The sequence below is a fragment of the Nonomuraea sp. NPDC059023 genome, assembly GCF_042740095.1.
Lineage (GTDB): Bacteria > Actinomycetota > Actinomycetes > Streptosporangiales > Streptosporangiaceae > Nonomuraea.
The window spans coordinates 40354-52918 of record NZ_JBHYIO010000006.1; the positions used below are offsets into that span (position 1 = coordinate 40354).

The 12565-nt window shown below is 68.5% G+C and carries 13 protein-coding genes; 6 read left to right on the top strand and 7 right to left on the bottom strand.

Annotation, left to right across the window (positions count from 1 at the left end):
- Positions 1 to 81 precede the first annotated feature (81 nt).
- Both ACFWYW_RS12170 and sigJ read right to left on the bottom strand, forming a co-directional pair.
- Positions 82 to 912, bottom strand: a complete 831-nt coding sequence (locus tag ACFWYW_RS12170) for an SDR family NAD(P)-dependent oxidoreductase (RefSeq protein WP_379609781.1) — start codon at positions 910 to 912, stop codon at positions 82 to 84.
- Positions 913 to 1002: 90 nt separating this feature from the next.
- A complete protein-coding gene (sigJ, locus tag ACFWYW_RS12175; RefSeq protein WP_379609782.1) occupies positions 1003 to 1959 on the bottom strand; it encodes an RNA polymerase sigma factor SigJ in 957 nt (318 codons plus the stop codon).
- Between the two features lie 141 nt (positions 1960 to 2100).
- Between sigJ and ACFWYW_RS12180 the strand changes: the two genes are divergently transcribed.
- Positions 2101 to 2763: a DUF2306 domain-containing protein gene (locus ACFWYW_RS12180; protein ID WP_379609783.1), complete on the top strand. Its 663-nt coding sequence runs from the start codon at positions 2101 to 2103 to the stop codon at positions 2761 to 2763.
- Here ACFWYW_RS12180 and ACFWYW_RS12185 read toward each other — a convergent pair.
- A complete protein-coding gene (locus ACFWYW_RS12185) occupies positions 2689 to 3591 on the bottom strand; it encodes a LysR family transcriptional regulator (RefSeq protein ID WP_379609784.1) in 903 nt (300 codons plus the stop codon). The two genes, ACFWYW_RS12180 and ACFWYW_RS12185, sit on opposite strands and share 75 nt — an antisense overlap.
- Before the next feature lie 117 nt (positions 3592 to 3708).
- On the opposite strand from ACFWYW_RS12185, the gene ACFWYW_RS12190 reads away from it, so the two are divergent.
- Entirely contained in the window at positions 3709 to 4236 is a 528-nt protein-coding gene (locus ACFWYW_RS12190) for a hypothetical protein (RefSeq protein WP_379609785.1), read from the top strand.
- Here the strand turns inward: ACFWYW_RS12190 and ACFWYW_RS12195 are convergent.
- Positions 4233 to 5456: an oxygenase MpaB family protein gene (locus ACFWYW_RS12195; RefSeq protein ID WP_379609786.1), complete on the bottom strand. Its 1224-nt coding sequence runs from the start codon at positions 5454 to 5456 to the stop codon at positions 4233 to 4235. The genes ACFWYW_RS12190 and ACFWYW_RS12195 overlap by 4 nt on opposite strands.
- A gap of 138 nt (positions 5457 to 5594) precedes the next feature.
- On the opposite strand from ACFWYW_RS12195, the gene ACFWYW_RS12200 reads away from it, so the two are divergent.
- Together ACFWYW_RS12200 and ACFWYW_RS12205 are read left to right on the top strand one after the other, a co-directional pair.
- The gene (locus ACFWYW_RS12200; RefSeq protein WP_379609787.1) at positions 5595 to 6239 is read left to right on the top strand and encodes a TetR/AcrR family transcriptional regulator; all 645 of its coding nucleotides are present in this window, start codon (positions 5595 to 5597) and stop codon (positions 6237 to 6239) included.
- Positions 6240 to 6293: 54 nt separating this feature from the next.
- Positions 6294 to 8126 (top strand): CocE/NonD family hydrolase, encoded by a 1833-nt coding sequence (locus ACFWYW_RS12205; RefSeq protein WP_379609788.1) that lies wholly within the window; start codon positions 6294 to 6296, stop codon positions 8124 to 8126.
- An 81-nt stretch (positions 8127 to 8207) separates the two neighbouring features.
- Here ACFWYW_RS12205 and ACFWYW_RS12210 read toward each other — a convergent pair whose 3' ends face one another.
- Positions 8208 to 8777, bottom strand: a complete 570-nt coding sequence (locus ACFWYW_RS12210; protein WP_379609789.1) for a hypothetical protein — start codon at positions 8775 to 8777, stop codon at positions 8208 to 8210.
- A gap of 593 nt (positions 8778 to 9370) precedes the next feature.
- On the opposite strand from ACFWYW_RS12210, the gene ACFWYW_RS12215 reads away from it, so the two are divergent.
- Complete coding sequence (locus ACFWYW_RS12215) at positions 9371 to 9772, top strand: hypothetical protein (RefSeq protein ID WP_379609790.1); 402 nt, start codon at positions 9371 to 9373, stop codon at positions 9770 to 9772.
- 446 nt (positions 9773 to 10218) lie between these two features.
- Here ACFWYW_RS12215 and ACFWYW_RS12220 read toward each other — a convergent pair whose 3' ends face one another.
- Together ACFWYW_RS12220 and ACFWYW_RS12225 are read right to left on the bottom strand one after the other, a co-directional pair.
- On the bottom strand, positions 10219 to 10557 hold the full coding sequence (locus tag ACFWYW_RS12220) for an LOG family protein (protein ID WP_379609791.1): 339 nt from the start codon (positions 10555 to 10557) through the stop codon (positions 10219 to 10221).
- A 129-nt stretch (positions 10558 to 10686) separates the two neighbouring features.
- Positions 10687 to 11514 carry a hypothetical protein gene (locus ACFWYW_RS12225; protein WP_379609792.1) on the bottom strand — a complete coding sequence of 276 codons (828 nt, stop codon included), beginning with the start codon at positions 11512 to 11514 and terminating at the stop codon, positions 10687 to 10689.
- Here ACFWYW_RS12225 and ACFWYW_RS12230 point away from each other — a divergent pair.
- Positions 11467 to 11943: an alpha/beta fold hydrolase gene (locus ACFWYW_RS12230; protein ID WP_379609793.1), complete on the top strand. Its 477-nt coding sequence runs from the start codon at positions 11467 to 11469 to the stop codon at positions 11941 to 11943. The genes ACFWYW_RS12225 and ACFWYW_RS12230 overlap by 48 nt on opposite strands.
- The last annotated feature ends 622 nt before the right edge of the window (positions 11944 to 12565 follow it).

A 12565-nucleotide genomic window follows, 5' to 3' on the forward strand; every position in this document is an offset into this window, starting at 1 on the left:
TCAGAGACGTCGTACCCGTGAAGTCAATTGCCGCTACCGCCCCCGCACCAGTGGCGGTCCCGACTACGCCGGGGGGAGTAGTCAGCCGTGGGACGCCGCCGAAAGGTCCTGCCCGTCGGCCCAGGTCTTGAGCCGGTCGGCGTAGACCTGCTGGATCATCGGATAGAAACCCTGCCCGAAGAGCACCCGCAGCGGCGGCTCGGCCGAGTCGACGATCGTGAGCAGCGTCCGGGCCGCGGCGGCCGGGTCCCCGGAAGGCTGATTTTTCATGACCCCGGCCAGACTCTGCCGCAGCCCGTCATAGGCCGGGTTGGTCTCCGCCATGAACCCGTTGTCCAGCGGATCGGGATTCTTCCCGTCCCTGGTGGCGAACCCGGCGGGCTCGATCACGGTCACCTTGATCCCGAACCCCGCGACCTCACGGGCCAGGGTCTCGTTGAGCGCTTCGAGGGCCCACTTGGAGGCCTGGTACGCGCCCCCGAGCGGCATGGCGACCAGCCCGGCCACCGAGGACAGCTGGACGATGTGCCCCGAACCCTGCTCGCGCAGGTGGGGCAGCGCCGCCTGGAGAACCCAGACCGCCCCGAACAGGTTCGTCTCGAACTGGTCGCGCAGTTCCCGCTCGGTCAGCTCCTCGATCGCGCCGATCTGGGCGTATCCGGCATTGTTCACGACGACGTCGAGCCGCCCGAAGCGTTCCTTGGCCAGCTTCACGCTCTCGAAGACCGCGGCCTTGTCGGTCACGTCCAGCTCCAGCGGAAGCACCGCGTCGCCGTGGGCGGCGACCAGCCCGTCAAGGCTTCCGGCGTTCCTGGCGGTAGCCGCCACCCGGTCACCGCGCGACAGGGCCGCCTCGGCGAAGTTACGGCCAAGCCCGCGCGACGACCCGGTGACAAACCAAACCTTGCTCATGATGTCTTCCCGTTTCTTCGCTGTCGGCTGCGTACACCTCCTGAACCGGACAGCCGCCCGATTCCTGACAGTGAGGGAACGTGACGTGACTCACCACGCGCTCGCGATGGGCCGATGCGGCCCGGCGGCCGCCCACTGCCGGGTGATGCGCTCAAGCTTGGCGGGGTTGACCTGAAGGTGGATCGCCGCGACCCCGTCAGGGCCCACGTCGAGGCAGAAGACGCCGAAGACCCGGTCACCGGTCTGGGCCAGCAGGGCGGGACCGCCGTTGACGACGACGTCGTGGAAGGCGAGACCGTCGCCGCCGAGCATGGCCCGCTTGGCGTCGGTCGGCCGGAACACGCGCGCCAGGTACCGCGCGATGTCCGGCGCGCCGACGATCGGGGTCCTGCGGGCCGGTACCCGGCCACCGCCGTCGGCCACGCTGACCGCGTCATCGGTGAGCAGCCGGACCAGCGGCTCGGTGTCGCCGCTGAGCGCCGCGGCCAGAAATCCTCGGACGATCTTCTCCGCCGCCCCCGCGTCGACCTCGCCACGGGAGCGCCCGGCGGCCAGGTGCTGCTTGGCCCGCCGGAAGACCTGCTGGCAGTTCGCCTCGGTCAGGTCGAGGATCTCCGCGATCTCGCGGTGGGGGTAGCCGAACGCCTCGCGCAGCACGTACACCACGCGCTCGTTGGGCGAGAGCCGTTCCATGAGGGTGAGCATCGCCATGGACACCGACTCACGCTGCTCGGCGGTGTCAGCCGGGCCGAGCATGCGGTCCCCGGCCAGAACCGGCTCCGGCAGCCACTGCCCCACATAGGTCTCCCGCCGGACCCGCGCCGAGCGTAGCTGGCTGAGGCAGAGGTTGGTGAGCACCTTCGTCAGCCAGGCCTCGGGCGTCTCGATCAGCTCACGGTCCGCCGCGTGCCAGCGCAGGAAGGTGTCCTGCACCGCGTCCTCGGCGTCGCCGGCCGACCCCAGCATCCGGTAGGCGATCGCCTCCAGGCGACCTCGGAAGCTCTCGAAGAAATCGGCCTCGCGCGACATGCCTCCATGCTCGACCATGCTGGGCGCACCCCTCCAACCGCCCCCTGAGATGAGGCAGGGGTGACCCCAGGGCAGTACTCAGGGGCGCACCCGATGCCCGGCCGATCTCTCCCGGATCATGCTGTGCGCATGCGGATCAGCCGGGCCGGTTGGGCCCTCATGACTGTGCTCTCCTTGTTCATCGTCTTCATCGCCGCGAAATACCTGACCTTCGACCCGGCCGTGTACTTCCCGCAGCAACGCGAGATCTACACCGAACGTGTCCTTGCCCTCGGACTGCACATCTCCGGTGCGATCGTCGCCCTTGCGATCGGGCCCCTGCAGTTCGTGGGAGCGATACGGCGCCGCCTGCCCCGCCTCCACCGCGCCATCGGCGTCCTCTACCTCCTGGGCTGCCTGGCCGGCGGAATCGGCGGACTCCTCCTGGCTCCCACCGCCCACGGCGGCCCGATCGCCGGCCTCGGCTTCGCCGGCCTGGCCGTCAGCTGGCTGGTGACCGGCGCCATCGGCCTCCGCATGATCCTCACCGGCCGCGTGGCCGACCACCGCCGCTGGATGATCCGCAGCTTCGCCCTCACCTTCTCCGCCGTCACGCTGCGCCTCATGCTCCTCGGGTACGGCGGGCTGGCCTCGGCCGAGCTCATCACCCTCGACTTCACCACGGCCTACGTGGCGATCGCCTGGCTGTGCTGGGTCCCCAACCTCCTCATCGCCGTCCACTTCACCCCGGCCCCGGTTCCGCACGCGTCAAGCACTGGCCGGCGGCGCGAGTTCGGCCGCGACCTCGGCCGCGATCTCGATGGCTCGACCAGCGAGCGGTGAGTGGGTGCGGCCGGCCCGCCAGTGCAGGTAGATCTCCCGCGGCGGCGGGGAGGGCCGCAGTTCGTGGACGCGGAGCCGGTCGTCGGAGGAGACGCCGGCCCCGCGGATGGCGAGCCACGGCAGCACCGCCGAACCCAGACCCGCTCGCACCATCGACAACAAGGTGTCGTTGACCGCGCTGCGGAACACGAACTGCGGGCGGGCGCCGCCGCGGGCCAGAGCCTGTTCCATCAAGGGCTGGTCGCAGGTCAGCGGCCAGGCCACCATCGGGACACCGTCGAGCCGCTCCAGCGCGACCGGCCCGTCGGGGAAGGCGCCGGCCCCCGCCACCAGCAGGTACGGATCGTCGAGCAGCTTGAGGTGATCGCTGTCGCCGTCGATGACCCCGTCGTAGAACAGCAGGTCGAGGTCGCCGATCCGCGGCTGGTCCGGCTCCTCCTCGGACAGTCTGATGTCGCAGCCGGGGTGCTCGGCACGCAGCCGCCGTACCACCGAGGGGAGGATCACGTTGGAAACGCTCTGGAACGTGCCGATGTCGATCCGGCCGTCGCCCGCCTTGAACCTTTCCACGGCGTCGTTCAGCGCGCCGGCCTTCGCCAGCAGGTCGCGAGCGTGGCCGAGGACCACGGAGCCGAGCGGGGTGAGGCGGACGGGCTTGGGGCCGCCCGGCCGGTCGAACACCAGGCCGCCGACGGCCTTCTCCAGCGCGGCGACCTGCTGGCTCACCGTTGACTGGGTGTAGCCGAGCCGGGCGGCCGCCCGGCCGAACGAACCCTCCTCGGCGATGGCGGCCATCGCCGCCAGGTGGCGCAACTCGATGTCGGACACGCGTACCACCATAGCCTTGAGCGATTGACTTAATCGGAAATCATCGCTTTTCGCGATCAAGCCACAAGACGGCCCGTACGCGGCGTTCGAGGGCGGTGGATGTGATCGTATGAGGCCATGGAGACCGTGCTGGCCGGAGCCGTTGCCGTTGTGGGAACTCTGCTGGGTTCCATCGTCACGTACTGGTTACAACGACGGGCGTCCGATCATGGTGACAAGCGGCTCAGAAGCTCCCAGCTCAGACAGGAGCGGATCGAGGCCTACGGCGCCTTCGCCGCGGCGGCGACCACCCTCCGGCAGGCACGGACCACGCGGTGGTACAGACGGCAGGACGATTCCGGAGGATCCGCCTACCACGAGGCGCGCGCCGCAAGCGACCAGGCCCAGGGAGTCGCGCTGCACGCCCTCTTCCGTGCGCAGATCGTCGCCGGCGAGAACGACGTGACGGCCAGCGCCCAGGATGCCCTCGACGCGATCGACGAGATCCGTCCCGGCCTGTCACGGCCGGAGTTCCAGGCGAAGCTGGAGAACAGCCGGCTGCTGCTCGCCCGGTTCGTGGCGCACGCCTCTCGTGAAGTGACGAGCTGGGAGACCTCACCCGCGCTGCGAGAGCTGCCCGGGTATCCCGAAGAAGCGCGCCCCTAGCCGGGCCGGTTGCCCGTCGGGATCACGATCTTGGTCTGCGCGCCGCGGGTGAGGTAGTACGTGGTCCACTTCTTGACCATCTCGTCGAGGAGCCAGGCGGCTGCGGGCACCAGCGGCAGCCCGATCAGTCCCTCCCGGAAGCGCACCAGCAGCGGCCAGGCGGTCTTGACCACCGGGTCCCACAGCGGCTCGCGGCGGATGCCGTTCCAGTCGGCGACCTGGTTGCCGGTGAGGTATCTGGAGAACGCGTTGACCAGCGGCTTGTCGATGCCTCCCGGGCTGGTCAGCTCCGCGAGCATGTCCCGCAGGATGGCGTTGAGCTCCACTCCCTCCCGGGTCGGCCCCATGTTCCTGGGCAGGACCAGGTCCGACTGGGTGTAGGAGGTTTCCCAGGTGGCGGGGAGGAACTCGTCCCTGATGCCGAGCATGTGCCCCAGCATCTGCACCGAGTGCAGGTATCCCTCGACCTCGGTGGCGGACATGCGCACCTTCCACTCCCGCAGGCCGCGCATGGAGTACGTCGCCAGGGTGTGCCACGTGACGAGCATGTCCTCCTGGCTGATCGGGATGGGGCCCGACCAGTGGGGGGACGACTTCAGCAGGTGCCGTACCGCCGCGTGCACCAGCCGGGTCTTCACCGCCTCGACCACGGCCGTGCCGCCGGCGCCCCAGGCGTTCTGGGGCCGGACCGCGTAGGCCAGGATGTTCGTCTTGGCGATCCGGTCCTTCAGATCCGCGCCGCCCGCGGAGTAGTAGACCGCGCGGGCCTCCTTGGGGATGGCGGTGGCCAGCATCCCGGCGCCGACGATCGTGAGGACGACGATGTAGTTCCCCTTGAGCGCGTGGAAGCGCGCCCCGGCGTCCAGCTTGGCGGGGTCGGCCCACGACGGGAGTTGACGCGCCTGCTCGATGAAGGCCCGCAGATCCTCCGGCAGTCCTGCGGGCAGCGGCTGGTCGTTGCGGTTCCAGTCGTACAGCAGCCGGTTGACCTCGGGGATGGCACCGCGCTCGAACAGTGAGGCGAGCAGCGGATCGGCCACCTCGTCCCACACCCAGCGGGGGTCGGCGCCGGTGCCGGAACCCGCGATCGAACCGCTGGCGGGCCAGGTCCAGTCGCCGGCCAGGGAGTCCGCCTGCGCCGGGGCGGACACCCCTAACGCGCCGAGCGCTCCCAGTGCGGCGCCCGAGATCAGTGCCTCGCGCCTGCTCAACTCTGCCATGCTCGCACTCCTTTCAGGGCATGCGAGAAAGGGATGATACGAAGAAACAACCCTTGCATCCGTGTATCATCATCAGAGCACAGGGTGACGAGCATCACAAGACCGCGGTTGAGGCAGAATCCCCTACAGGAGGTGGTCGTGGAATCCGTGCTGTCCGGATTGCTGGAGCGCGCCTACGTCGACGCCGTCGAGCGCGTCGACGACACCGACGAGCTACGGACGCGCATCCTCGACGCGGCGTACGAGCAGTTCTGCCGGATGGGCATCAGGCGCTCCACCATGGAGGACGTCGCCCGCCTGGCCAAGGTGTCGCGGATCACGGTCTACCGGCGCTTCGACAGCAAGGACACGCTGGTCGAACACGTGGTACGCCGGGAGTTCCGCCGCTACTTCGACCGGTTCCTCATCGACATCGAGCAAGCCGGCACCGCCGCCGACCGGGTGGTTCTGGGCTTCGTCAGCTCGTTGCGGGCCATTCGCGGCAACCCGCTGATCGGCGGCCTCATCGCCACGGAACCGGATCTCCTGGTCCCCTCCATGACGGCCGACGGCGGTCAGACCCTGGCCACGGTCCGGCATTTCGTCGCCGGCCAGCTCCGCAGCGAGCAACGCGCTGGCAACGTCTCGGGCCGCCTCGACGTCGACCTCGTGGCCGAGATGATGGTGCGCATCTCCACCTCTTTCCTGACCATCCCCAGCGCGATCATCGACCTGGACGACGACGAACAGCTGGCCGCGGTGGCCCGCCGGTTCCTCGTCCCCATGCTGGAACCACCGGCCTGAGCGTGTCAGCGGCGCGACGGTCCGGTGTCAGGGCCGTCCGCGACCGTTGGCGCCATGAAGTACACAGTGATCGCGGCACTCGCGAGCGCACTCGTGGCCCCGACGATTGAGGTCTCAGACAACCTCACCCAGCCCACCTTCTCCTACGAAGACGCCATCCGTGAGCACGTCCGCGTCGAGTCGACCGTCGACAGCGACGGTGACGGCAAGAAGGACCTGGTCCGGGTCGACATCATCCGGCCGAAGGAGTCCGATTCCGGGCTCAAGGTCCCGGTGATCATGCAGGAAAGCCCGTACTACGACGAGCCCGGCGTCGGCTTCGAGATCGAGAAGAAGAAGTACGACGCTGAGGGGAACGTGATGAAGTTCCCCATGTATTACGACAACTACTTCGTGCCCCGCGGCTACGCGTTCGTGTCCGTCGACATGATCGGCACCAGGCTGTCGGAAGGCTGCCCGACCTCCTATGGCCCGTCGGACGTGCTGGGCGGCAAGGCGGTCGTCGACTGGCTCAACGGCCGCGCGACCGCCTACGACGCCAAGGGCGCCCCGGTCAAGGCGACCTGGACCACCGGGCGTACCGGGATGATCGGTCACTCCTACGAGGGATCACTCGCCGTCGGCATCGCCGGCACCGGCGTGCGGGGCCTGGAGACGATCGTGCCGCTGGCGTCGTTCAGCAGAGGCTACGAGATGTGGCGCGCGAACGGCACCCTCACCTGGTTCAAGGGCGGGACGGCCTGGCAGTCCAAGCGGGTCGACAAGGACCCGGACGAGAAGTGCGGGGCCATCCGCCAGAAGATGCAGGAGGACTCCGACGACGGCACCGGCGACTACAACGCGTTCTGGCACGAGCGCGACTATCGCGACGGACCGCTGTTCAAGGCGAGCAACGTGCGCGCCAGCGTCTTCGCGGTGATGGGCTTCCAGGACCGGAACGTGGTGGGCAGCCACTTCTCCGAATGGTGGGCCAAGCTGCCGCGTACCGTGGAACGCAAGGCGTGGGTGACACAGTACGGTCACCTCGACCCCTTCTGGGCACGCCGCGACGTATGGGTCGACACCCTGCACAAGTGGTTCGACCACGAGCTGATGGGCATCGACAACGACATCATGCGCCGGCCCCGCATCGACGTGCAGCACGGCCCCGGCCGCTGGCTCACCGAGGCCGCCTGGCCCGCACCGTCCAGGACCGTCACCCTGCGCCCGCAGCAGGACGGCTCGCTGGCCACGACACCGTCCACCGGCACCGGCAGCTACGTCGACGTCGCCAGGACCGAGACCGCGATGTCCGAGACCCCCGCCATCACCAACCCCAACCGCCTGGCCTTCCTGACCCCGCCGCTGAAGGCCGCCACGCGGCTGTCCGGAACTCCGTCGGTGAGCATGCGGGTCAAGCTGGACAAGCCGGCCGCCAACCTCGGCGTCCTGCTCGTCGACTACGGCACCGACACCCGCATCAACCACCGCGAAGCAGGCCCGGACCGCGGGGAGGGGCTCAAGTTCATCGGCGGCGAAGACTGCGTCGGCGCGAGCACGAACGATGACGACGCCTGCTACCTGAGGGCCGCCGACAACACGGCGCCCACCGCCTTCAACGTCGTCAGCCGCGGAATCATCGACGCGCAGAACCACAGGTCACTGAGCCACTCGACGCCGCTGGTGCCCGGCAGGGCGTACCGGATCACCTGGAAGCTGCAACCGCAGGACTACGAGTTCAAGGCAGGACACCGGCTCGGCCTGATCCTGACCGGAAGCAACGACGACTTCAACCTCGACCCGAGCGGCACCGGCGGCGGCGACGACGCCGAACCCGGCACCGGCGCCAAGGTCACCGTCGAACTGGGCGGCACCTCGATCAAACTCCCGCTGACCACCGAAAAGTAGCCCATCGCCTATGGTCGCGGCCCATGTGGTCGCGACCAGCCGGTCACTACCCGCGCCCGCCGCGGACAGGCGGTCACGTGGTCAGAGGCGGCGGCACTGGTCCTCCTTGTTGCCGCCGACCACGTTGCCGCCGCCCTTCGGCGCCGGGCTGTTCTCCTTGCACTGCAGATTGCCCTTGACCGTGTTGCGCTCCACCAGCGCCCGCCCGCGGTTGCCGACGATCTGGATGCTCCCGCCGACCCGGTTGCCGGCCGCCTGGAGCCGGCCCCGGTTGGCGTCGTACTGGATGTCACCGGTGACCCGCGACGAACGGACCGTCGCCGCCCCGCCCTGCTTGACCTGTACGCTCCCGCCCACCTTGGAACCCCCGGTGACGGTGACGGCCCGCGCGCCTTCGGCCTGGACGTTGCCGATCACGTGCACCCCGCGCGCCACGAGCACCGCGTTCCGCTCCACCTTGACCGTGCCCTTCACCCGCGTACCGGTCAGCGTGCACGTCGCGCCCTGCGGCACCCGTACGTTGTCGAGCGTGCTCGCCCCAATCGAGCCACGGCACGTCCGCTCCTCCGCCAGCGCGGGTACGGCCAGCGCCGCCGCCCCCAGCCCCATCCCGAGCACCGAACCCATCAGAACCAGCTTGATCTTGCCCATGTCCGGTCTCCTCGTCTTTTGTCCACCACCAGCAGCCTTCCGGCGACCGATGAGACGCCGCTGGCACCACCATGAGAGACCTCTCACGCACTAGGCCGACACCGGCCCGCATCCAGGCAGCTTTCGCTGGTGAAAGGCGGGCCCAGCCACATAGCCGGGCAGCGGGGTGGGCCCGCGAAGCCCAATAGGGGTCGGGTTCGCACCCCGACTGGAAGAACTCGCGGAGCGAAGCGGAGCACCATCTACTCGAACCCAGCGCTTCAGGTGCCAGAGCTGCGGCAGATGATCGAAAAGGTCGACTTCCCACTTTACTAGGAACGTTCGTTCCTAGTAGGCTAGACTCACAAGATCATGAGCGAGAATGTCCCCACACTTCCGCGCTACGGCCGAGGTCAACGCCATCGTCGCAGCCGCCGGGGCAACCGCTGATTGGTTGTTCCACAACAAACGCGAGACCTGTGCCGTGGTGGTCATCAGACATGGCAAGCGGTCGGCAATGGTCTACGTTCCGGCGAACCCAGACGCTCGACCGGCCGCGTACCTTGAGGCACTGGTAGATCTGCGAGCCGCCATCGAAGACTTGGAGAACCATCATGACTGAGCCCATTACCTACACGGTCACTTTCGAAGAGGGCGGCTGGACCGCCCGAGACCACTCAAAACGAGTGCGCGGCGTGGCCGTGGCCAGCAATCTGACCCAGTTGGAGCGGGAGTTGGCAGAGGCTCACGAATGGGCCTGGCCCGAGAACCCGCCACCCGTCACGCTCATCCTTGATCTGCCCGGCGAATTGACAGCCAAGGTGAAAGCCTGGCGCGACGAGCGCAGGCTGGCCGAACTACACGCGGCCCGTAGCCTGGAAATGGGAGAAGAAGTCGTCGCCGAGCTAACGGCGCGCTGGTCGGAGCCCGACACAGCACGAATCACCGGCCTGTCCAAGCAGCGGGTACACCAACTGAAAAGGTCGTACCAGTCAAAATCCAAAGCAGACGCGTGAATGTATGGGCGATGTCCCGTACGGCCGACTCGGATCGCGGTTCCGTCGCTTGACGCAAGCTGGGCATGACCACCCAATGCTCGGCGACGCGGCGTCCCCGGATCGATGAACCCTCTCCTGGTACGAGCGGTCAGAGACAGGCCGATTGTCAGGTTGTACCGTCCTGGCCGGGACATCAGGTGATCGGGGAGCTGCCGTGTGAGGAGCATGCGTGGCCCGAGGGCGTCGGCGCGGCTGCTGGATTTCCAGGCGGGCCAGTCGGGCGGCAGGTCGAAGCGGAAGCCAAAGCGGCGTGTCGCGTGCAGCCCCTGCTTCGTCCAGATGAGCAACGGGTGATCGCCGGTGAGGTGCGGGCTGGTGTCGCATACGCCGCTGGCTGACGGCGGTCACGCGGTTTGATCATGAAGTGCCGGCGACTATGACGCAGGTCACAGTTCGGGCGTCGTTCAGAACAGCCCGGTCGCCTCGATGACCTCTTCCGGGGTGGCCGCGTAAACCACTCCTTCAACGGGCGAGCCATCGGCCGCGCTGATCCTCCAGCCGCCTATCTGCACGACCTTGGCGTCCCTGCGGCGGGCGAGGGCCAGTTCCGACAAGGTGCCCCAGGACCCGCCGACCACGATCACGGCGTCACCCGAGTTCACGATGATGGCGTTGCGCGCTTCCCCCATCCCCGTCGGGATCGCGACGCTGAGATGAGGGTTGGCGTTCTCTCTGGTCCCGGCGGACAGAACACCGATCACCAGCCCACCGTCCGAGGCCGCGCCCTCCGCGACCGCCTCCATCACACCGGTGTACCCGCCGCAGATCACGGCGGCCCATGCTGGGCGAGTAGCCGACCGACCCGGCGGGCGTTGGCCAAGTCGTCTTCGGTGGCCGCGCGAGGTCCGCACACCGATACTTGAATCACGTGATCATCCTTCAGTCGGGTCTGCTGACGGTAGCGCTGCCGGACCGGCCGGGTACACGGTGAAGACCTCCGCCTCGGCCGCCAGTTCAGCGGCGACGGGCGCATCGGATTCGTTGAGGCGCTTCACAGCGGCCACGACCCTGCCGATGATCGGCACCGTACGGTGCTGCGGGGCCATTCTCAAGACCTCACGCAGGGGGTCGGCAGCGCCGTCGATGTCTCCGGCCGCGATGTGCGCCGCCGCCAGGTCCAGCCGAGCGGCGGCGATCAGCTCCGGCGAAGGGACCGCCTCGGCCTCCAGAAGGGTGATCGCCTCGGTCGCCTCGACCATCGCGCGAGGGAAGTCTCCGACGGCGGTATGGGCTTCGGCGGCATAGTAGGCGGCCTTGCCGGGATTGAAGCGGAACACCCCCGCCTCGACGTCTGGTTCGCCGGTCGCCGCGTCACGGCACGTCAGGGCGAGGGCGGCGGCCCCGGCGAACTCGCCCGTGAGCCCGGCGGCGGCCAGCGCCCGCGCCTCCTGCGAGGTCAATCGCAGCATCGCGGTAGCCGTCGTCGCGTGGTCGCGGCCCAGGGCGGCGATATCGGCGGCGCTGCGGTAGTCGCCCCGCCAGTAGGCGATGAGGGACTGCACCCATCGGGTGTAGGCGCGCAGTGGGCCGTCGTTGATCAGCTCCGCGCACACCAGCGCTGTCCGGGCGTGCGTGTCGGCCTCGGCTGGGTGCCCCAGGTCGGCGGAGGCGTGCGCGAGCAGGGCGCACAGCTTCCCGGCCACCAGGTACAGGTGGCGCTCGTCGAGCATGGAGAAGACGTCGGCGCGCAGCCCAGCCACGCGCCGGAAGGTAGTGATCAGGGGGCGGCGGAGGTAGTCCTCGGCGAGCCTGCCGACGTCGGCGTCGAGCTGCTCCATCGCGGTCTCGTCCAGTCGCCGGACCCTGCCCTTGGCCTCGCCCTGGCCGGAGCCGTCAGCGCCGCCTATCAGGTGCTCAGCGAGCGCGCCGACACACGCCCCTTCCCGGCCCCCGGCCGCTTCATCACCGTCCGGGGGCGCAAGATCCACGTCCGGGTCGAAGGCGAGGGCGGGCCGACCATCGTCATGCTGCCCGGCATGACGGACAACGGCCTGAACTGGGCGCGCGTGTGGCGGCAGCTCGTGCCCGCGCACCGGGCGTGGATGTACGACCATGACCTCGTGGGCCCGGCCAGCTCCGGTCCGAACGCGGCAGACGCTCATCCTGGGCACGGACTTCACCGTCCTTAGCCAACAAGCACTCGGCACTGGCACAACGCTTACCCAGGCGCAAGCCGCGCGCCGAAGGCGCCTGATAGGACGGCCCGAGCGAAGCGAGGCCCAATGACCAGGGCGGGATCCAACCACCCAACTGGGCAACGGGCGGGCCTCAAACGAACGCCCGACCGAAGGGAGGCCCTCCAGGGGTCGGGGCAACGCCCCGACTGGAAGAACGCGCGGAGCGAAGCGAAGCACCATGCCCTTGGGCCCAAACAAAACAGCCTTGCCCCCCACGCCCGAAGGGCGCAGAGGGCAAGACCATGCTTCTGTGGACCTAATCTCCGCCTACTCGAACTCGGCGTCACAGGTGACAGAGCTGCGCCACAAGATCGAATCCTTGGACAGGGCCTACCGCCTCTAGATCGTGCGGCTCGGCGACCCTTCATTACGAGTGAACGGCGAAGGCGCGGCTGAGGCGTCGCGGTGCTGGTCAGGCGTATGTGGAGGTACGTGGTGATGAGCCGGCGTCCGGGCGCGTTGCTGTACTTGAGTGCTGATCGGCGAAGGCGAGAACCCGCGCTTCGGTGACAAGCAGACCACGGCAGCCATCTCGGACTGTTGGTGCATTTCGGTCCCACCCAAAGCCATAAAG